Source organism: Marivirga tractuosa DSM 4126 (assembly GCF_000183425.1).
GTDB classification, from domain to species: Bacteria; Bacteroidota; Bacteroidia; order Cytophagales; family Cyclobacteriaceae; genus Marivirga; species Marivirga tractuosa.
Genome location: NC_014759.1, coordinates 1,755,221 through 1,774,217 on the forward strand (window position 1 = coordinate 1,755,221; position 18,997 = coordinate 1,774,217).

Genomic DNA, 18,997 nt, shown 5'->3' on the forward strand with positions numbered 1-18,997 from the left:
GGTATGTTTGTTGCTTTCATGCTTCAAAACAAAAAAATAAAAATGATATTAAGAGCTGAAAATCTGGTAAAGAAATATTCAAAAAGGACTGTAGTTGACCATATTTCTGTAAGTGTAGAACAAGGCGAGATTGTTGGACTTCTAGGGCCTAACGGTGCCGGAAAAACTACTTCTTTTTATATGATTGTGGGCCTGGTTAAGCCCAACTCTGGAGAAATATTTCTAGACGAACAAAATATCACTGGGCTTCCTATGTATAAAAGAGCTAAAAAGGGAGTAGGCTATTTGGCACAAGAAGCCTCTGTTTTTAGATCACTTACTGTGGAAGAGAACTTAATGGCCGTTTTGGAAATGAGGAAAATCAGTAAGGCCGCCAAAAAAGAAAAAATGGAGAGCCTCTTGGACGAATTTAGTCTTGGACATGTCCGTAAAAATAAAGGCATGGTGCTCTCTGGTGGAGAAAGAAGAAGAACCGAAATTGCTCGAGCACTGGCAATGGATCCATCATTTATATTATTGGACGAACCCTTTGCCGGTGTTGACCCTATTGCCGTAGAAGAAATTCAAACAATAGTAGGGAGATTAAAAGAAAAAAATATTGGCATCCTCATTACAGATCACAATGTGAACGAAACCTTATCCATCACAGACAGAGCTTATTTAATGTTTGAAGGAAAACTATTGAAAGCGGGAACTGCTGAAGAATTAGCGAATGATGAACAAGTACGTAGAGTATATTTAGGCAAGCATTTCGAATTAAAACGCAAACTATAAACTATGGAATTCCTCCACTCTATAATGACTTGGGTAATGAAGAAAAGAATTCACGAAGTGGAGCTTTTCATGAAGTACCCAAATGAAATGCAAAGCGAAGTACTTCAAAAGTTGATTTATAGAGCAAGGAATACCAAATTTGGAAGAGAATATCAGTTTGAAGATCTAAAGAACTTCCAACAATATCAAGAAAGAGTTCCATTACACACTTATGAAGAATTATTTCCTTATATCGATCAACTCCTAAAAGGAGATCAAAACATATTATGGCCAACCGAAATCAGGTGGTTTTCCAAATCCTCTGGAACCACAAATGACAGAAGTAAATTCATTCCCGTTTCGGATGAAGCGCTAGAAGATTGTCATTTTAAAGGTGGAAAGGATTTGTTATCGATCTATCTTAACAACAACCCCGAATCCAGGCTTTTTACTGGCAAAAATTTGAGTATTGGTGGAAGCCAGCAGGTCAATCAATTTGACAATAACTCTAACTCATTTTATGGGGACGTTTCAGCCGTAATCATGAAAAATCTGCCGTTTTGGGTGCAAATAATTAGAACACCTAGTCTAGAAATAGCCTTGATGGACGAGTGGGAAGGAAAAATTGAAGCAATGGCCAATGCTACCATGAAGGAGGATGTCACAAGCCTCACAGGTGTACCCACCTGGACTGTAGTTCTTTTGCAAAGAATTCTGGAGCTAAGCGGCAAAGACGATATTTCTGAGGTTTGGCCCAATTTAGAATTATTTATTCATGGAGCTGTTTCATTTGTGCCTTATCAGCCTCTTTTCAGGGATTTAATAAAATCCCCGAAAATGAATTATTTGGAAACCTATAATGCTTCTGAGGGCTTTTTTGGAATTCAAGACAGAATGGATTCTGATGAAATGCTTTTGATGCTGGATTATGGAATTTTCTATGAGTTTATTCCTTTGGAAAATATAGATGAAAAACAACCCAAAACCATTCGATTGGCTGATGTAGAGCTCAATAAGGTTTATGAAATTGTCATCAGCACTAATGCTGGATTGTGGAGATATAGAATCGGAGACACCATTCGCTTTACCTCATTAAACCCATATAGAATAAAGATCAGTGGTAGGACTAAGCATTTCATCAATGCATTTGGTGAAGAGTTAATGATAGAAAATGCTGAAAAAGCGATTGCTACAGCTTGTAACAAAACAGGCGTTATTATTGATAATTTTACAGCTGCACCAAAATATTTAAAACAAGGAAAAAGCGGAGCCCATGAATGGGTGATAGAATTTTCAAAAGAACCCGAAAATCTTGAAGAATTCTCCAAATTACTTGATGATGAAATCAGAAAAATAAATTCTGATTACGATGCCAAAAGACACAAAGATATTGCTCTGCATTGCCTCGTCATTCATAAAGTCTCTCAAGGCACATTCTATGAATGGATGAGGAAAAGAGGTAAATTAGGCGGGCAGAATAAAGTACCTAGGTTGTCTAATAATAGAAAATACTTGGAAGACTTATTGGAGATGGTAGAGCAAAACTAAAATAAGCACAGCTGCCAAAAACAACTGTGCTTTAAATCTATTTCATTCACTGCTTAAAACTCAAAGCCAATAAAGAATTGTAATACTGAGTTTTTTCCATTGTCTAATCCATTTCCATTAGGTGCTACATCAACTAGTCCATAATTATAGCGAACACCAGCTGTTCCGCCTGTAAAGTCAAAGCCTACACCTGCTGCAACACCATAGTCAAATGTATTAAAATCATCTCTATCATACTCTTCAACATTATTGACTGTTCCATCTCCATTCACATCTTTTACTTTTACTGCAATTAAAGAAGCGACATAAGGACCTGCACTTAAATACAAGCTTTCTCCTAAATGAATATTTGCTAAAACTGGTATCTCTACATAGGATAGATTATATCGGTACTTCCCAGTTCCACTAAAAAAGCCATCATAATTGATTTGTGATCCCTTTAAGCTATAATTAATTTCAGGCTGAATACTTATTTGATCTGATAAGCCTTTACGGAAATATACCCCTACAGCAAAGCCAGGCTTTGTATTTTCATCATCGACCTCATCAACATATAAATTTGAAAGGTTTAAAGATGCTCTTATTCCATTTTGTTCCTTTTGAGCATTTACAAAAAGTGAACTTAAAATTAAAAAAGGTAATACTAAAATTACTTTATTCATCTTTAAAAAAGTTTGGTTATGCATCATTTAAGCGGAACTCATCGGAAATGGTTACAAATGATTTTATCTCGTTAAATTTGAGTGAAATTTATTGTCAAGCTTATAACATCAAACAAGCTGAGTATCAAACAAAAAAAGCTAACATAAATGTTAGCTTCTTAAATCACTTTTATTCTGAAATATTACGATGCCCACTTGATTGTGCATCCAATTGCCTTGGTCTTCCTTTCTAGTACTTCCTTACCATTCAACACTGCATCTACTGCATCTTCAACATACTTCTTATCAGCTTTTTCCGCTGATTTAGTATTATTGTCAATAGCTCCAATGTATTTCACAGTCCTATCTGCATCTAAAACGTAAACATGAGGAGTATTAGTCGCACCATAAGCTCTTGTGATCTCTTGGGTTTCATCATAAACATAAGGAAAGGGAAATCCTTTTTCTTTTGCTCTTACGATCATCTTTTTAAATGAATCTTTTGGAGATTTCTCATCATCATTTGGATTGATTGCAATAACTGGAACTCCTTTGTCAGCATATTTTTCATGCAATGCAATAATTCTGTCTTCATAAGCAACGGAATAAGGACATGAGTTACATGTGAAAATTATCATAAAGCCTTTGGCCTCATCATAGTCATCCATAGAAACCATTTCTCCATTCACATTTTTAAGCGAAAAGTCCATGGCTTTATCCCCAATATCGTACCCATCATTTTTAAAGCTAAAAGCCACTAAAGCGATTAGTAAAATTGAAAATCCTATTAACTTTTTCATAGCAATATTAATTTAGTTTTTGTTTTATCAACTCTTCCAGTTCTCCTTCATGAAATTCTTTTTCATAGAAATATTTCTTTCCATCCTTCATGATCAAAGTAGCGGGTATAGCTCCTGACCAATCGGGAGACACTTTGTCTATCCAAGAATTATAATCCACATCATCTATTAAATACAAACCTGAAGGATTCAACCTCTTCTTTTGAGCAAATTTTTCTGCCTTAGCAGCACTTTCAGAAAAATCGATACTCATATAAATAAATTCTACATTTGGAAATTGACTTTGGGCATTCACAAAATAAGGAAGCTCCTTAACACAAGGCTTGCACCAAGTAGCCCAAAAATTAATTACTTTAAGCTTTTCACCATCGGATTGAGCCATAATTTTCTCCAATTCAGGCACATCAATAATTTTCAAACCTCCACTTTGAGCATAAGCTTCATTTGAAATGAACATTGATATCAATAAAATTAAACCAAAGAGTATTTTTTTCATAGCAAATGGATAACGATTAATCTTTTAAATTGTTGAAATTATAAAATTTCCAAAATCTCCTCTTTAGGAATTTTCAATAGGTTTATTCTTTCCTTTGCCCCTGCAATAATGATTTTAGACAATATTGCCATCCCTTCGTCTTCTGTTGGTATAATCTCTACAATCTCCAAGGGATCAACGCCACCTAAATACTTAATAGCAACTTGTTTCCCGCTTTGAGAATTGTAAAAATTAAGTTTTATTCTACCATCTAAAGTAGAATATGCATTTACAAGATACTCCGCAGTACCAACCGTAAAGGTGAGATTTAATGAATTCTCAACAATCAACCGATCTTGTACTATTTCACCACCTAAAACTTGTAGATTAATAGAATCTTTAGCAATCGGTTGATAATTATTAACAAAATAAGCTTGATTTCTAAAGATGTAATTCAATGCAAGCAACCCATCACCCTGTGGTAATACAGAATTGATCATATCTCTCTGTGAAGCCCGTATTTTACCAGTTTCTATTCCTTGAATATCTGTGTATGTCAAATTCATCCCATCATTTCTCAGGGAATTGAAATAAATTACCGATCCTGAATTATAAGACCCTACAAAAAAGTCAGCCATATTAGAATTTTGAAAATTTTCTAGTTTCTGATCTGCATTTTTAATGTTATCATATCTCCTAGCCCATTCCATCGCAAAACCATCTAAAATCTTACTTAATACTGTACCCGTTGTATCATTATAGGTTAAAAGCAAATATGATTCTGGAGTTAAACCATTAAATGCCAATGGGTTTCTATAAGCAGTGTAGGTTCTTACTGCCTCAATTGATTGTTCCAAATCTTTAATCTCAAATAAAGTAGCTGCATAATCTGGTAAAGTACTTCCCATGAAATAATACTGCCCCTCTTTTTTAATTAAGTGAGGCACAGCTTTAGCATATTGGGCTTCTAATTGACTGCTCCATTGAAAATCACCTCTGTTGCTGATTTTCAAAATAAAAATTTCCTCATTTGCTAATGCAGACAACACCAAAAAACCTCCATCTTCAGTCTCAATTGCATCTAAAGGTTTAAAATCTAGCCCTTCTGACGGATTGTCAAAAATACTATTGAACTTTTCGGTAGGAGTGAATTCCATTAAATCTTCTGTACAGGAAGAAAATAAAACTATAGCCGATATTATGATTAATAAACTTCTCATATCTCAACCGGCATGAATTCCTTTTTACTTAAATATTTTAATGGAAAAATAATCCCAATTAAACCCTCCACTGATTGAAAGCTAAAATCATCCATGATGTCATAAGCTTCATTCTGAAGGTTGTCATTCTGATATCTTGCATTCTGGCTATTGGCATTACTTAAACCCTGCCTGAAATTCGCCTCTGCAGTTATATAAAAAGTCCCGACTCTAAATCTTGCGCCTCCTCCAATAAATGCTCCCACCGTAAAAGGTGACATTATAGATTTAATGTTTGAATTTTTTTCATACTCTTTACTCTCAATTCCATTTTGTGTTGTGTATTTAGAATATTCTTTATCCGCATTCATCAAGACTGAAAAGCTCAACCCAATCTGTGCAAATGGAATAATTGCCGGAACAGTTGGTTTTCGACTAGATTTATCCCAAAAACGGCTATTGACTTTCCTGAACATAAACCTAAAAAAAACAGGGACATCCAAATAGTTTAGATCATGATTGTGAATATATTGCACACTTCTGCTAGAACCAGGCTGATCTTGCTTATACTGAAATCGTATTTGATTGATGGATGCATTAGCACCTACTACTAATCTTTGTTCAAATTGATAAAGAAAGGTGATCCCGTAAATAACTCCGATATTTTCTACTTCTTGATACTTTTTATCATATAAACCTTCGTCTAACCTGGTGGTGGGCTTGATTACAGAATAGCGATTATTCACATTAACCGTGTTAAAATTAGCACCAGCCCTAAAACCTACGTACACTTGCGAATTTTTAAAAGGGTCTTTGTTCAACTTCTCCCAAACAGATTGGGCTTGACAAATAACCGCTGACAGTAATAACAGTATACTGCAAAAATATCTTAACATCCTTTTATTTCCATACACCACAATAAATATCTTACTTTTTATACATCAATCAAAATAAATGAAGTATTCGTTCACACTATCTTTTTACTAACTTTACACACTGTAAAAATACTATGCAAGAAGATATATCAAAAAATGAGCAAGAAGATGATGGATTGTTTGAACATCATCAAATAAAAGTAGATCCTAAACAAGATTTATTAAGAATAGATAAATTCTTAATGGACAGATTGCCGAATGTGACCAGAAACAAAGTGCAAAAAGCTATAAAAGATGGTTTTGTGCAGGTCAACGGAGTAACGATCAAACCGAATTACAAAGTCCATCCCGATGATAATATCCGAATTGCCTTGCCTGAGCCACCACGAGATACAGAAGTAAAACCAGAAAACATTCCTTTAGATATTGTATATGAAGATTCTGATCTCCTGATTGTAAATAAAGAAGCTGGAATGGTAGTGCATCCAGCACATCAAAATTGGGAAGGCACTTTGGTTAATGCCTTAGCATACCATTTTCAGCAATTGCCTGAAATGCAAGGGAATGAGGGGAGACCTGGACTTGTTCACAGAATCGATAAAGATACTTCCGGCCTATTGGTGATAGCAAAAACTGAAAAGTCCATGACAGCACTTGCCAAACAGTTTTTTGATCACAGCATTGAAAGGACTTATTACGCCTTGGTATGGGGTGAGTTGGAAGATGAAGAAGGCACTATTGATGTAAATTTAGGTCGAAGTTTTAAAGACAGAAGGATCACAGATGCTTTTCCGGAAGGTGATTTTGGCAGAACTGCCATTACCCACTACAAAGTGCTGGAAAGATTAAGATATGTGACGCTTATTCAGTGTAACTTAGAAACGGGAAGAACACACCAAATTCGTGCTCATATGAAATATATTGGGCATCCATTGTTTAATGATGCTACTTACGGAGGAGATCGAATTTTAAAAGGAACTCAATTCTCCAAATACAAATCCTTTGTGGACAATTGCTTTAAAATTATCCCAAGACAAGCTTTACATGCCAAATCACTAGGTTTTATTCATCCTTCCAGCAACAAGTCGGTCCATTTCGAATCCGAGTTGCCAAAAGACTTTGAAGAAGTACTAGAAAAATGGAGGCATTACATCCAATTCCATTGATCTTCCGTATTTACTAGCAAACCAAATATTTTTAATTTATGAGAAATATTTTTTTAATCTCTATTACCGCATTTCTATTTTTTAGTAGCTGCGATATTCAAGAAAAACTAGATAAGATTGCTACTTTTGACATACGCAACTCTGCAGAATTTACAGTGCCCTCTGCATCAGGGATCAATATTCCATTGGATTTCCCAACGCCAGACATCAATACTTCTTCAGAGCAAAGCTTTGAAAATAATAACACAAGTGCTAATCTTGTTGAAAATGTGAATTTAACTGATTTAAAGCTAACTATTACAAGTCCTGACGGCCGGACATTTAGCTTCTTAAAAAGCTTAGAAATATATATCCATAATAATAGCGAAGGTTCTACTTTAATAGCAGAGATTCAGGATATACCTGACAATGTAGGTAGCGTATTAGATCTACAAACTACTGAAGCCAACTTAGACGAATATATCAAAGAAGACAGTTACAGTTTGCAATTTGAAGCCGTAACAGATGAAACCACTAATTCTGAGACTGATATTTCTGCCGAAATGATATTTGAAGTAAAGGCCAAGATATTATAATTCGCTTTCTGCCAATCCTTCTACCTTTAATTTGTTTTTTACAGGATTGGCATACATAGCCAACAGAGGATCCTTTAACTCATTAAAATCAGCAGAAAAATTTTGAGCTTGTTTTCGAAGATAAGTTTCAAATTTTTCTGCTTCTTCTTTTGTGTAATGATCTGAAAACCGCTCTTCATACAACAAATCGTAAGCTATAAAATTATTAGGCCAAAGTTTGTAGCTTTTATGCACTCGCTCATCAATCAAATCGGCTAATGCCTGCATTTGATCATTCTTATTTTTGACTTCACGAATCTCCTGTAATTTTTCATCAACAATTTTACCAATGGAAATATGAACCCTTCCTTTTACTCCCGTTATACCGGCAATCATACTTTGCAGGTCATCTTCAGGTGTTTTTTCAACCGGTTTACCTGCCAATTTAGAAGCTACTTCACGTGCTTTTAAAACATCGCAAGGGTCGTATTCATAAGAAATTGCCATAGGAGCAATTCTTAAGGGAGCATAGTTTTCATAAAAGTTCTTATCTCCACTAAGCCCAATCATTTTTAGTAATCCTTGTTGTGTTTGATCATCTCCATCTTTCGTTCTTCCTTCTCGCTGAGCAATCCAAATGGATGTCTTTCTATCTAAAATAGTATGTCGAATATAAGATGATAGTGTTTGAGAATAAGAATACATTTCCCTTGGTGGGATGTTACGATTGACGATAAAGTTCTTATTCAGTTTTGCCAGATCAGTTACCCATTGGTTCACTAAAAGATTATTTCCGATTGCTACTTCAGTTGTATCAACTCCCAATTCAAACAACAAAACATTTAGAATAGTAGAATCCAAAACAATATCTCTGTGATTGGAAATAAAAAGATAAGATTTGTCAGGATTAATTTTATCAAATCCATCATGAGAAATTCCCTCAGAACTATTATCAAGAACCCTTCTGGCCGTTGGATACATCATTACTTTCTGGAAATCCTTAACAGTTTTCACTTCAGACAAAGCCATCTTAAGCTGATCCATAGATTTTTCAGGAAAAACCTTTTTGGTTACTTGATCAAAAAATGGATGCTGAATCAAGCGCTGAACAGCTTCATTCACTTCTGAATCTTTATAAGGTCTAATCGAATCAAATGCTTCCAAATACTCCATAAATAAAAAATAGAAACACGAAATAAGCGAAATTTATGATAAAAACCGTGAATTACCTTAAAAATTGCCTGTTTGAACATTTACAAGCCTAGTTAAAGAATTTCATAAACTATTAACAAACACTTAATACTAAGTCGGTTATAAATTCCTACATTTGTAAAAATAGAAAATCAAAAACAATGCTAAAAGCAAGTCCTAATTTCCACCAAGGCATCAATTTCATTCAGATTTCTAGCTTGCCTTACGATCAACGAGAGCTTTTCAACAGTTGGGTTCCTCAATCTGCAAAAATGAAATTAGAAATCAATAATATCTCGCTCCCGGATTGTGTGGAGTACCAAGATTATGCTTATTGGTTCGATTTTCAATACCAAAACCAAAATTCCATATTAGACGCTAGTCTTTAATAATCGCAATTGAATTTATAGTTTTGTGGTAAACACCAACTGATGGATTACCAAAAAGAACTCATTACCGTATCCCAAAAATTAATTCCTGACTTTGAAATCACTCAGGAGCAATCTTTCAACAAACAGAGCTTTATTGAAAAGCTCAGCCCCTATATTTCCCACTTATTAGATACTGACTTTCAACAACTGGTGCAGATAATGTACCGCATTGATGTGTCGGAAAAAGAATTTGCCTTAACTTTGCAGCCTGGAAATGAAAAAATCCCTGAAAAGCTGGCGGAAATGATATATGACCGCCTTTGCTTAAAGGCAAGAATTAGAGCAGAATACAAAGCAAAATAAACTTTACTTACCAGACCATGACCGAATTATTAATTGAGTATGGAGGTAGCAATGATTTTACTTTAGATCAAAAAGTAAAAAATCTAGCTAAAATTGTAAAAAAATGTTGAAAATTGCAGTTGATTTTGATGGCACAATAGTAGAAGACCGATACCCAGGTATCGGTAAGCCTCAATTATTTGCTTTTGAAACTCTAAAAGCCCTGCAGCAACAGCAACATCAACTAATTTTGTGGACGGTGCGTGAGGGTAAAGCTTTACAGGAAGCAGTAGATTTTTGCAAAAAGCATGGGATTGAATTCTATGCTGTTAATAAAAACTTTCCTGAAGAGGAACTAGAGCAGGGACAAAGCCGAAAACTTAATGTTGACTATTTTATTGATGATAGAAGTATTGGCGGATTTTTAGGCTGGAGCAAAGTTTGGGAACTATTGGGCAATAATCCAGTTGAATACACACTTCCGAAAAAGAGCTTTTGGGAAAAATTAAAAGATTTGATGAGATGATTCATTTGAAAACGAAAGAAGAAATTGAAATAATGCGTAAAAGCGCATTGCTGGTATCCAAAACCTTAGGTTTAATGGCTGAAATGCTTGAACCAGGGATTTCTACTTTGGAACTGGATAAAAAAGCGGAAGAATTCATTAGAGATCATGGTGGAGAACCTGGTTTTTTAGGTTTATATGATTTTCCAAATACGCTTTGCATGAGCCCTAATGAGCAGGTAGTGCATGGTTTCCCCAATAATGATCCTTTGAGAGAAGGTGATATTATCTCTATTGATTGTGGCGTAAAAATGAACGGATTTTATGGTGACCATGCCTACACATTTGCTGTGGGTGAAGTAAAGTCAGAAATAGAGCAGTTATTGAAAGTCACTAAAGAATCATTGTATTTAGGGATAGAAGAGTGTAAAGCTGGAAACAGAATTGGCGATATTGGTTTTGCTATTCAACAACATGCTGAAAAACATGGCTATGGAGTGGTAAGAGAATTAGTTGGCCATGGCTTGGGTAGAAAAATGCACGAATCGCCTGAAGTACCGAATTATGGTAAAAGAGGCAGAGGAGCCAAACTAAAAGAAGGCATGGTATTAGCCATTGAACCTATGATTAACCTAGGTGGAAGAAGCATTAAGCAATTAGCTGATGGCTGGTCAATTGTAACAGCTGATGGTAGATATTCTGCACATTTCGAGCATGATGTAGCGATAGTGGATGGTAAACCTGATATTCTTTCCACTTTTGATTATGTGGAAGAAGCATTAGAAAAAAAGGGGGTGGCCATATTTTAAAAGCAACTGCCTGCCAAAAACAGCAGGCAGCTGCTTGACTTTGTTGTCTATTCGACAGCCGTGACTTCATATCCAGCCTTTCGCAACAAGGATATGACGCCTTCATCACCAGGCAAGTGACCTACGCCTACTGCATAAAAAACTGAGGCATCCTCAGAGTACTCCTTCATTCCTGAAATCCATTTTTGATTTCTCTCATCCAACAATTTTTCATTGAATCCGGGTACTTCCTCATGTTCCGCCATTAATGATGCAATTTCTTCCAAATCTTTATTCAAATAAGCCGACTGCATCTGATCCAGAAGTGCTTTTGTTTGCTTGGGATCTTCTATGCTCTCGACCAAAGACGCTACCTGGCTTTCATAATCCAAATCATCAAATAAGCCAATTTGGAATTCAACAGTTTCTAAACCCACGACTTCCTTCTCCTGCTGTTGTGCCAATTTTACAAATTCTGCTTCATACTGTACTATTTCGCAATCAGCGCTTTTTAGCATCACCATAGAGCTTAAAACAAATGGCTTTAGTACCCCAACTTGTGCAATTCCAGTACCATAATTTGTTTTAAAATAATCATCGACAATTTTCTCTTGCGCTGCTGATAGACTCCCCTTAATATTTTTCATTTCCAGACTGACAGATAGTTTTTGCATCTTAGCGTTCAACTGTGGGTCATCCATATCCAATTCAAGAGCAACTTTATCAGATTTTTCGACTGCTTCAATAACCAAATCCGACATTTCGTAATCCTCTTTACACATCATATGAATGGTTCCAAATAAGTAGGATGATTGAGACAAACCATTTCCACTTATCTTCCATAGCGTAGCATTTTCTTCAGGGGTTTGAGATTTTAGATCTGAGGTAATTGCTATTACGGCAAATAACAGAAGTGATAACTTAAGGTACTGACTAAATTTGTTTATCATGATTTTATATTTTTGTTTTTCATTTCATTAGTATCGAATTTGTGGTATTTATTACAAATATTTCAAACTTTCTGTAATAATTTCATGATTTGAGCGACTAACCGGGTAACCGGTTAAATTTTATGGAAAACAAAGCCTACAAAGAACTTCTTAATGAAAACAAACTGATAATATCAAAGATCTGTCGTGCCTATTCAAACGATAGTGCAGAGTTTGAGGATTATTTTCAGGAGGTTGCTATACAATTATGGAAAGCATATAATAACTACAAAGGCGAAGCAAAAATATCCACTTGGGTCTACAGAATTAGTTTGAATGTTTGCCTTACTCAAGTAAGAAAGAAAAACCGACAAATAGTTACTTCAAGCCTAAACTTGGCTTACGACCATATTAGTGAAGAGGATATAGCTGGTCAAGACCAGTTAGACAAATTATACGATGCAATTCGTTCACTGAAGAAAATGGACCGAGCAATCATTCTACTGTACTTAGAAGAAAAAAAATACAAAGAAATGGCAGAAATTCTGGGAATAAATATTTCAAATATTGGAGTTAAAGTCAATCGAATTAAGAAAGAATTAAAAGAAAAGCTTAATGGATAAAGATCTAAAAGAAATCTGGAAATTAGAAAGTTCTAAGGAACGTATAGAGGAGGAAGCAGTAGACAAATTACTACAGCAGAGCTCTACTAATATGTTGGATCGCATCATTAAAACGATTAGAAAAGAACACAAGTTCAATTTCGTACTGTATCCAATAATACTGGCGAGTTTACTTTTTTATGAGCTGTTTTTAGCGGCAGGTCTTTGTCTTGTTATTTTTATTTCAACTGTTTATTACTACAATAAATTACTATCTCAACTTAGTGTAAACTTCATCACTTTAAGTACCTATGAGTATCTAAAACACTCATACCGAATACTAGAAAAGTTCATGAACCACTACAAAATTTCAGGCGTAATTTTAACTACAGCCGGATTTGCATTTGGTTTACAGTTCAGCGGTGGTTGGGAAAGTCTCTCCAATAAATTTAGTCAAGCTACTAGCAAAGAAATATTGATAGCAATTACCTTGATCACGGTAGGATTAGTTATTTCAATTGGTATTTTTTTAAAGCTTATAGATCTTATGTATACCAAAAAAATGAAAAGCCTCAAAACACTTATATCTGACCTAGAAGAAAGTCTATAATCATCCCCATAATCCCGCGGGTACTATCTCCAAAACATGCCCTTCAGGATCTTCAAAATAAGCCGATAACTTTCCATTGGGCCACTCATGCTCATAGGTTATGCTAATGCCTTGCGCTTCTAGTTCCGCTTTCGCTGAATCATAATCATCCGCAGGAACCTCAAAGGCAATATGCTGTTTTCCTCTTGCAAAATGTGGCGGAGGAACATCCTGATCTTCACTAAAATCTGGATTAAAGCAAAGCAGCACTGAGCTGCCCGAACGAAAGAAAATTAATTTTTCAGGGGCATGAGTTATGATGGGCAAACCTAGCTTTCCGTGATAAAATTCTTTGGCCTTTTCCAAGTCTTTAATATAAAGGCAAGTCTCTTTGATTTGATTGATTTGCATAAAATCAATTTATGAAATTTTGATTATAATTACGAATCAACTCTCAGAAATGTCGGACATTTATACCTCTAGCCAGATTAGTCAATCTGTATGAATCTATTTGCAAATATTAAAGCTGATAGCAACAATTGAGTGTCAGACATTGGGATTTTACTAGATGATTAATGTCCGACTTTTTCAAAGTCTGACATAAGCACGGAAAGTCCCTTGCATGAAGCTTTTGCAATCGCATTTTTTATCAGCTTCCTTTGAGGCAGTTTGGTAGAAACGACCTTATGGTAACCAAAAGCAATACAACAACCAAAGGTTCCAGAGGAACGACCTTATATTTCCATACAATTGTTATAACAGAAAAACAGTAATATGACCGATATCCGAGGAAAATCCAATAGCGGTTAGACTGTGGAAAACCGGCAAACCGCATCCAGACTGTTGGCAAATGAGTTTAGCATGTGCCAATTATACCGAAAATCCTGTCAAAACTTAACTATTTCTTCTTCTTAAAAACCCTTGCAATCCATCTAGGCAAAACCAATGCCCCTAAAAATAAATAAGGGTAATAAGTCATCAAACGCCAGAAAATATTAGTGATAAAGGTAACCGAGCCCAAATCTTCCTGAAAGAATTGAGTAAATATAAACTCCGCTGTGCCGCTACTACCAGGAGTCGGAGAAACCAACATCGTAATCCAAATGACCACATGGCGAGCAAAAATCACAATATGCTCGAAGAAAGACTGGTTAGAAAAGGCTTCTATCACACAGTTCAACATAGCATAACGTGCCGTCCATATAAAAATAGTGGAAAGTGAAATCTTTAACCAATACATAAAATCCCTGCCTCTTAGCTCTTTCGAGGCCATCATGATTTCAGAGCCTTGTTCATAAGCCCCTTGTCTCCATCTTCTAAGAAATTTTATGGAAGTAATTTTCAATAAGATCCACCTAAACCATCTTGGATTGACTAAAACTGCAAACGCCATCACAAAGGTATAAACTGCAATAAGAGAGTAACTTATAATGAACAATGTAGGCAAGCTCCTACCAAGTTGTGTCTCTATCATTGAATTTTGTGGGAATATATGACCTGAGGCGATCAAATACACGATTGGAGCCATCACCACAAAATATAAATTATCAAAAATAGCGGTGATCATTGTATAGGCCAAAGCTTTCCCTAACTTCAAGCCCTCTTTCATTAAAATAAAGACGGCTACAGCAGTTCCTCCAACAACCGAAGGGGTTACGGCAGAGGCAAACTCCCACAGAATTATAACATAAATACTACTTTTCCATGTTAGTTTTTTCCCGGTAATCATTCTGATACGATATACATAACCGACATCTCGAGCAAATAACACTAAAAAGGCAAGTGCCACCGGTATGATTTCAGCTTCAAAAATTAAAGACAGATTTTCGACTGTTACCGAATCATCCTGATAAAACAAAAAAGCTACAATAGAAACACCCAATAATACAGGAATCCATACCTTATTGGGATTGAGGGTCTTGAAAATTTTCTCCTTCTCTAATTTCATTCAGCAACTGTTTCAATTTTTTCGAGCCAAAAATTATTAAAGCCTTCTCCGACCGTAATGGTAATCAAAGAACTTTGCAATAACTCTAATATGGCTAGAAAATTAAAAATCACCGCTATTTTTTCGGGTTTCTCTTCAATAAATTTAGTGAAAGCTAATTTACCATCTCTTTCCAGTTTTCCAATGATATGATCTTTCTGACCTTCGATGGTATACGGATATTGAACCACCTTATGAGAAGGTTTGTTTTTTTCGAGTTCATAACGTGCCATCACGTCCCTAAAAACCCTTAAAAGTTTATATAAATCTACATTTTGAAGCTCCGCTTCCACATTGATAGTTTCAGAAAGTGACCTTACTTCCCTCTTCACATTTCCTCGCTTTTCCTTTTCTTGCATGATACCTTCCATATCTGAAAGCTCTTGCAATACTGATTTATATTTTTTGTATTCTAATAAATGTCTAACTAATTCCTCTCTAGGATCAATCTCATTGCCCTCTTCATCAATCTGAGGCCTAGGCAACAACATTTTTGCCTTAATTCGCATGAGCGTAGAAGCCACCAAAATAAATTCACTCGCCACTTCAATATTCATTTGCTCCAAATGCTTCAAATAATCCAGAAAATCATTGGTGATTTTAGAAATAGGGATATCATATATATCCAATTCATCCCTTTCAATAAAGAAAAGGAGTAAATCGAAAGGTCCTTCAAAAAGCGGAAGTTTTATTTCAAAACTCAATAGTGACGATTATTTAGGTGTTCAAAGATTTCAAAGATAATCGATTTTGAAAAGATTGCAGATGAATGGCCGGATTTTATTGTAAATTTGCCTTTTATAAAACAAATTTTTCGGTAATTTGTGGATTGAAACGTTTTGTGTCTAACTTCTTCATTGAATACACTCTACGTAAAGATTGAATTGACTCATAAATAAAAATATTTAGAGGGAATATTTAATCAGATGAAACATTTACATATTGTATTTGTTTTCAGCATTAAACATTTTAATACACTATGCTTATTCAACCCGGAGAACTTTTATCAAAGATTGACAGTCCTGCTGATCTCAGGAACCTCAATCAATCTCAACTAGTACAATTAAGTCAAGAGTTAAGACAATTCATTATTGATAACGTATCGATATATGGTGGTCATTTTGGTGCAAGCTTAGGAGTTGTAGAATTAACTACTGCCCTTCATTATGTTTTCAACACCCCAGAAGACCAAGTAATTTGGGATGTGGGTCATCAAGCATACGGTCATAAAATCTTAACAGGAAGAAAAGAAAAATTCCATACTAACCGGGTTTATGGAGGAATGTCTGGTTTTCCTAAAAGAAAAGAAAGCGAATATGATGCGTTTGGAGTAGGCCATTCTTCTACCTCAATTTCAGCTGCTTTAGGTATGGCATTAGCATCAAATTTAAAAGGTGAATTTGATAAGCAGCACATCGCAGTAATAGGTGATGGCGCCATGACTGGCGGAATGGCTTTTGAAGGCATGAATCATGCTGGCGCTTCAGATGCGAACATGATCATTATTTTGAATGACAATTGCATGTCAATTGATCCGAATGTTGGGGCATTAAAAGAATATTTAACCGACATTACCACATCGCACACCTACAATAAGATGCGTGATGATGTTTGGAAATTATTGGGAAAAGTAAGTGGTTTCGGAAAAAGTGCTCAAGAGGTTGTAGGAAAATTAGAGAATAGCATCAAATCATTCTTATTAAAGCAAAGTAACTTATTTGAATCTCTAAATTTAAGATATTTTGGCCCTGTTGATGGTCATGATGTAAATCATTTAGTTCATGTATTAAGAGATTTAAAAGATATCCCTGGACCAAAAGTGTTACACTGTGTCACTACTAAAGGTAAAGGTTTTGGTCCAGCTGAAAAAGATCAAACCAAATGGCATGCACCAGGTAAATTTGATAAAATAACTGGAGAGATTCAGAAAAAACCTGTTGAAAAGCCCTCTGCTCCAAAATATCAAGAAGTATTTGGTCATACAATAGTAGAATTAGCAGAACAAAACGATAAAATTGTGGGAGTTACTCCTGCAATGCCCTCTGGTTCTTCGTTAAATATCATGATGAAAGCCATGCCAGACAGAGCCTTTGACGTTGGAATTGCAGAACAACATGCTGTAACCTTTTCAGCAGGATTAGCTACCCAGGGCTTAATTCCATTCTGTAATATTTACAGTACCTTTATGCAAAGGGGTTATGATCAAGTAATCCATGATGTTTGTATTCAGGATTTACCTGTTAATTTCTTCTTAGATAGAGCAGGATTTGCAGGTGCTGATGGTCCAACTCACCATGGTAATTACGACATTGCATATATGCGTTGTATCCCAAATATGATTGTGGCTGCCCCAATGAATGAGTCAGAATTAAGGAATATGATGTTCACTTCTCAATTACCAAGAGAAGGAAAAGCATTTACCATCCGTTATCCTAGAGGAAAAGGAGTTATGCCCGAATGGAGAACACCTATGGAAGCCATGGAAATAGGTACTGGAAGGAAACTGAAAGAAGGTAAAGATCTAGCAATTTTAAGTATTGGTCATATCGGAAATTATGCACTCGAAGCAGCAGAAAAACTTGCGGAACAAGGAGTTGAGGCAGGTGTTTTTGATATGCGATTTGTAAAACCATTAGATGAAAAATTATTGCATGAGGTATTTTCCCAATATAAAAAGGTAATAACCATAGAAGATGGTTGCCTTATGGGCGGATTTGGTAGTGCAATACTTGAATTTATGGCAGAAAATGATTATTCTTCACAAGTGAAACGCTTAGGTATTCCGGATCGAGTTGTTGAGCATGGTGAGCAACACGAACTTCATGCAGAATGCAATTTTGATCCAGAAGGTATTTTTACTACAGCGCTTCAAATGGTTGAACATTCATTACATGCTAAACTATGACCATTCACTATGAAGTATCCGGAAAAGGTTATCCGGTAGTTTTTTTACACGGTTATGGGGAAACCCATAAAATATGGAACCATTACAGGGAAAGATTATCTAAAAAATATAAGGTAATCACTCCTGATTTACCTGGTTTCGGAAAAAGCGATAGCTTACCATATGAGCACAGCCTTGATATGGTAGCTAATTCCATATACGACTGTCTCAAAAGATTAAATGTTTCCGAATGTATCATTATGGGACATTCACTGGGCGGATATGTAACATTAGAAATAGCCAAAAGATTTCCTAATATTGTTTCTCACATCGGACTGATACATTCTTCTGCATTATCTGATACAGAAGAAAAAAAGGAAGGACGGGAAAAATCTATTGAATTCATTCAAAAGCACGGTGTCGGTAAATTCATTGAAAGTTTTGTTCCCATGTTGTTTCACGAGAATCACCGTGTTAAATTACAAGACACAATTCAATCAATAGTAGAAGAAGGAAGTAAAATTCCTGAAAAAACACTTACTGACTACATGCTAGCCATGCGTGACCGTAGTGATAGTCTGGACTTTATAAAAGAATTTGAAGGCTCTATTCTATATATCTATGGTGAAGAAGACCCAAGCATACCAGTTGCGCTTAGTAAATCTCAAATTAAATTTATGAAACACCCTTATTTAAAAAATCTGCCAAAAACAGGGCATATGGGGATGTTTGAAGAAGAAGAAGAAGTTTTTCTGGCTATCTCTAAATTTATTGAGGTTACTCACAAGTAAAAAGACA

22 protein-coding genes are annotated in these 18,997 nt (G+C 35.4%); 12 read left to right on the forward strand and 10 right to left on the reverse strand.

Annotated features, from left to right (window positions below; all coding sequences use genetic code 11):
• The first annotated feature begins 42 nt into the window (after positions 1-42).
• Both lptB and FTRAC_RS07220 read left to right on the forward strand, forming a co-directional pair.
• Positions 43-774 (forward strand): LPS export ABC transporter ATP-binding protein, encoded by a 732-nt coding sequence (gene lptB / locus FTRAC_RS07215; protein WP_013453578.1) that lies wholly within the window; start codon positions 43-45, stop codon positions 772-774.
• A gap of 3 nt (positions 775-777) precedes the next feature.
• A complete protein-coding gene (locus tag FTRAC_RS07220) occupies positions 778-2,301 on the forward strand; it encodes a GH3 auxin-responsive promoter family protein (protein WP_013453579.1) in 1,524 nt (507 codons plus the stop codon).
• A 53-nt stretch (positions 2,302-2,354) separates the two neighbouring features.
• Here the strand turns inward: FTRAC_RS07220 and FTRAC_RS07225 are convergent, their stop codons facing one another.
• The 5 genes from FTRAC_RS07225 to FTRAC_RS07245 form a co-directional block, all read right to left on the reverse strand.
• The gene (locus FTRAC_RS07225) at positions 2,355-2,963 is read right to left on the reverse strand and encodes a porin family protein (protein WP_185094445.1); all 609 of its coding nucleotides are present in this window, start codon (positions 2,961-2,963) and stop codon (positions 2,355-2,357) included.
• Positions 2,964-3,145: 182 nt separating this feature from the next.
• Positions 3,146-3,742, reverse strand: coding sequence for a thioredoxin family protein (locus FTRAC_RS07230; RefSeq protein WP_013453581.1), 597 nt, complete (start codon positions 3,740-3,742; stop codon positions 3,146-3,148).
• 7 nt (positions 3,743-3,749) lie between these two features.
• On the reverse strand, positions 3,750-4,238 hold the full coding sequence (locus FTRAC_RS07235; RefSeq protein ID WP_013453582.1) for a TlpA family protein disulfide reductase: 489 nt from the start codon (positions 4,236-4,238) through the stop codon (positions 3,750-3,752).
• A gap of 38 nt (positions 4,239-4,276) precedes the next feature.
• Complete coding sequence (locus FTRAC_RS07240) at positions 4,277-5,437, reverse strand: hypothetical protein (RefSeq protein ID WP_013453583.1); 1,161 nt, start codon at positions 5,435-5,437, stop codon at positions 4,277-4,279.
• Complete coding sequence (locus tag FTRAC_RS07245) at positions 5,434-6,312, reverse strand: porin family protein (protein ID WP_041649616.1); 879 nt, start codon at positions 6,310-6,312, stop codon at positions 5,434-5,436. The genes FTRAC_RS07240 and FTRAC_RS07245 overlap by 4 nt, the downstream gene beginning before the upstream one ends.
• Positions 6,313-6,425: 113 nt before the next feature.
• Here FTRAC_RS07245 and FTRAC_RS07250 point away from each other — a divergent pair, with 113 nt between their 5' ends.
• On the forward strand, positions 6,426-7,457 hold the full coding sequence (locus tag FTRAC_RS07250) for an RluA family pseudouridine synthase (protein WP_013453585.1): 1,032 nt from the start codon (positions 6,426-6,428) through the stop codon (positions 7,455-7,457).
• A 38-nt stretch (positions 7,458-7,495) separates the two neighbouring features.
• Positions 7,496-8,032, forward strand: coding sequence for a hypothetical protein (locus FTRAC_RS07255; protein WP_013453586.1), 537 nt, complete (start codon positions 7,496-7,498; stop codon positions 8,030-8,032).
• Here FTRAC_RS07255 and FTRAC_RS07260 read toward each other — a convergent pair.
• A complete protein-coding gene (locus FTRAC_RS07260) occupies positions 8,027-9,184 on the reverse strand; it encodes a 1-acyl-sn-glycerol-3-phosphate acyltransferase (RefSeq protein WP_013453587.1) in 1,158 nt (385 codons plus the stop codon). The genes FTRAC_RS07255 and FTRAC_RS07260 overlap by 6 nt on opposite strands.
• Positions 9,185-9,363: 179 nt before the next feature.
• Between FTRAC_RS07260 and FTRAC_RS07265 the strand changes: the two genes are divergently transcribed.
• From FTRAC_RS07265 to map, 4 genes are all read left to right on the forward strand, one after another.
• The gene (locus tag FTRAC_RS07265; protein ID WP_013453588.1) at positions 9,364-9,591 is read left to right on the forward strand and encodes a hypothetical protein; all 228 of its coding nucleotides are present in this window, start codon (positions 9,364-9,366) and stop codon (positions 9,589-9,591) included.
• A 42-nt stretch (positions 9,592-9,633) separates the two neighbouring features.
• Entirely contained in the window at positions 9,634-9,936 is a 303-nt protein-coding gene (locus FTRAC_RS07270) for a hypothetical protein (protein WP_013453589.1), read from the forward strand.
• 103 nt (positions 9,937-10,039) lie between these two features.
• Positions 10,040-10,441 (forward strand): BT0820 family HAD-type phosphatase, encoded by a 402-nt coding sequence (locus FTRAC_RS07275; RefSeq protein WP_013453590.1) that lies wholly within the window; start codon positions 10,040-10,042, stop codon positions 10,439-10,441.
• Positions 10,438-11,229, forward strand: coding sequence for a type I methionyl aminopeptidase (map, locus tag FTRAC_RS07280; RefSeq protein ID WP_013453591.1), 792 nt, complete (start codon positions 10,438-10,440; stop codon positions 11,227-11,229). The genes FTRAC_RS07275 and map overlap by 4 nt, the downstream gene beginning before the upstream one ends.
• 47 nt (positions 11,230-11,276) lie before the next feature.
• On the opposite strand, the gene FTRAC_RS07285 is transcribed toward map, so the two are convergent.
• The gene (locus FTRAC_RS07285) at positions 11,277-12,158 is read right to left on the reverse strand and encodes a TraB/GumN family protein (RefSeq protein ID WP_013453592.1); all 882 of its coding nucleotides are present in this window, start codon (positions 12,156-12,158) and stop codon (positions 11,277-11,279) included.
• Between the two features lie 122 nt (positions 12,159-12,280).
• Between FTRAC_RS07285 and FTRAC_RS07290 the strand changes: the two genes are divergently transcribed.
• Together FTRAC_RS07290 and FTRAC_RS07295 are read left to right on the forward strand one after the other, a co-directional pair.
• A complete protein-coding gene (locus FTRAC_RS07290) occupies positions 12,281-12,760 on the forward strand; it encodes an RNA polymerase sigma factor (RefSeq protein WP_013453593.1) in 480 nt (159 codons plus the stop codon).
• On the forward strand, positions 12,753-13,349 hold the full coding sequence (locus FTRAC_RS07295) for a hypothetical protein (RefSeq protein WP_013453594.1): 597 nt from the start codon (positions 12,753-12,755) through the stop codon (positions 13,347-13,349). The genes FTRAC_RS07290 and FTRAC_RS07295 overlap by 8 nt, the downstream gene beginning before the upstream one ends.
• On the opposite strand, the gene FTRAC_RS07300 is transcribed toward FTRAC_RS07295, so the two are convergent.
• From FTRAC_RS07300 to FTRAC_RS07310, 3 genes are all read right to left on the reverse strand, one after another.
• Positions 13,350-13,739, reverse strand: coding sequence for a VOC family protein (locus tag FTRAC_RS07300; protein ID WP_013453595.1), 390 nt, complete (start codon positions 13,737-13,739; stop codon positions 13,350-13,352).
• Positions 13,740-14,226: 487 nt separating this feature from the next.
• Positions 14,227-15,276: a lysylphosphatidylglycerol synthase transmembrane domain-containing protein gene (locus FTRAC_RS07305; protein WP_013453596.1), complete on the reverse strand. Its 1,050-nt coding sequence runs from the start codon at positions 15,274-15,276 to the stop codon at positions 14,227-14,229.
• Positions 15,273-16,019: a segregation and condensation protein A gene (locus FTRAC_RS07310; protein WP_013453597.1), complete on the reverse strand. Its 747-nt coding sequence runs from the start codon at positions 16,017-16,019 to the stop codon at positions 15,273-15,275. The genes FTRAC_RS07305 and FTRAC_RS07310 overlap by 4 nt, the downstream gene beginning before the upstream one ends.
• A gap of 275 nt (positions 16,020-16,294) precedes the next feature.
• Between FTRAC_RS07310 and dxs the strand changes: the two genes are divergently transcribed.
• Together dxs and FTRAC_RS07320 are read left to right on the forward strand one after the other, a co-directional pair.
• On the forward strand, positions 16,295-18,220 hold the full coding sequence (gene dxs, locus FTRAC_RS07315; RefSeq protein WP_013453598.1) for a 1-deoxy-D-xylulose-5-phosphate synthase: 1,926 nt from the start codon (positions 16,295-16,297) through the stop codon (positions 18,218-18,220).
• On the forward strand, positions 18,217-18,990 hold the full coding sequence (locus FTRAC_RS07320; protein ID WP_013453599.1) for an alpha/beta fold hydrolase: 774 nt from the start codon (positions 18,217-18,219) through the stop codon (positions 18,988-18,990). Before dxs ends, FTRAC_RS07320 begins: the two co-directional genes overlap by 4 nt.
• Positions 18,991-18,997 lie beyond the last annotated feature (7 nt).

Bases quoted from the DNA above. Each gene is read 5' to 3' on its own strand.
- lptB (WP_013453578.1), top strand. From the start codon at position 43: ATGATATTAAGAGCTGAAAATCTGGTAAAGAAATATTCAAAAAGGACT.
- FTRAC_RS07220 (WP_013453579.1), top strand. From the start codon at position 778: ATGGAATTCCTCCACTCTATAATGACTTGGGTAATGAAGAAAAGAATT.
- FTRAC_RS07225 (WP_185094445.1), bottom strand. From the start codon at position 2,963: ATGAATAAAGTAATTTTAGTATTACCTTTTTTAATTTTAAGTTCACTT.
- FTRAC_RS07230 (WP_013453581.1), bottom strand. From the start codon at position 3,742: ATGAAAAAGTTAATAGGATTTTCAATTTTACTAATCGCTTTAGTGGCT.
- FTRAC_RS07235 (WP_013453582.1), bottom strand. From the start codon at position 4,238: ATGAAAAAAATACTCTTTGGTTTAATTTTATTGATATCAATGTTCATT.
- FTRAC_RS07240 (WP_013453583.1), bottom strand. From the start codon at position 5,437: ATGAGAAGTTTATTAATCATAATATCGGCTATAGTTTTATTTTCTTCC.
- FTRAC_RS07245 (WP_041649616.1), bottom strand. From the start codon at position 6,312: ATGTTAAGATATTTTTGCAGTATACTGTTATTACTGTCAGCGGTTATT.
- FTRAC_RS07250 (WP_013453585.1), top strand. From the start codon at position 6,426: ATGCAAGAAGATATATCAAAAAATGAGCAAGAAGATGATGGATTGTTT.
- FTRAC_RS07255 (WP_013453586.1), top strand. From the start codon at position 7,496: ATGAGAAATATTTTTTTAATCTCTATTACCGCATTTCTATTTTTTAGT.
- FTRAC_RS07260 (WP_013453587.1), bottom strand. From the start codon at position 9,184: ATGGAGTATTTGGAAGCATTTGATTCGATTAGACCTTATAAAGATTCA.
- FTRAC_RS07265 (WP_013453588.1), top strand. From the start codon at position 9,364: ATGCTAAAAGCAAGTCCTAATTTCCACCAAGGCATCAATTTCATTCAG.
- FTRAC_RS07270 (WP_013453589.1), top strand. From the start codon at position 9,634: ATGGATTACCAAAAAGAACTCATTACCGTATCCCAAAAATTAATTCCT.
- FTRAC_RS07275 (WP_013453590.1), top strand. From the start codon at position 10,040: ATGTTGAAAATTGCAGTTGATTTTGATGGCACAATAGTAGAAGACCGA.
- map (WP_013453591.1), top strand. From the start codon at position 10,438: ATGATTCATTTGAAAACGAAAGAAGAAATTGAAATAATGCGTAAAAGC.
- FTRAC_RS07285 (WP_013453592.1), bottom strand. From the start codon at position 12,158: ATGATAAACAAATTTAGTCAGTACCTTAAGTTATCACTTCTGTTATTT.
- FTRAC_RS07290 (WP_013453593.1), top strand. From the start codon at position 12,281: ATGGAAAACAAAGCCTACAAAGAACTTCTTAATGAAAACAAACTGATA.
- FTRAC_RS07295 (WP_013453594.1), top strand. From the start codon at position 12,753: ATGGATAAAGATCTAAAAGAAATCTGGAAATTAGAAAGTTCTAAGGAA.
- FTRAC_RS07300 (WP_013453595.1), bottom strand. From the start codon at position 13,739: ATGCAAATCAATCAAATCAAAGAGACTTGCCTTTATATTAAAGACTTG.
- FTRAC_RS07305 (WP_013453596.1), bottom strand. From the start codon at position 15,276: ATGAAATTAGAGAAGGAGAAAATTTTCAAGACCCTCAATCCCAATAAG.
- dxs (WP_013453598.1), top strand. From the start codon at position 16,295: ATGCTTATTCAACCCGGAGAACTTTTATCAAAGATTGACAGTCCTGCT.
- FTRAC_RS07320 (WP_013453599.1), top strand. From the start codon at position 18,217: ATGACCATTCACTATGAAGTATCCGGAAAAGGTTATCCGGTAGTTTTT.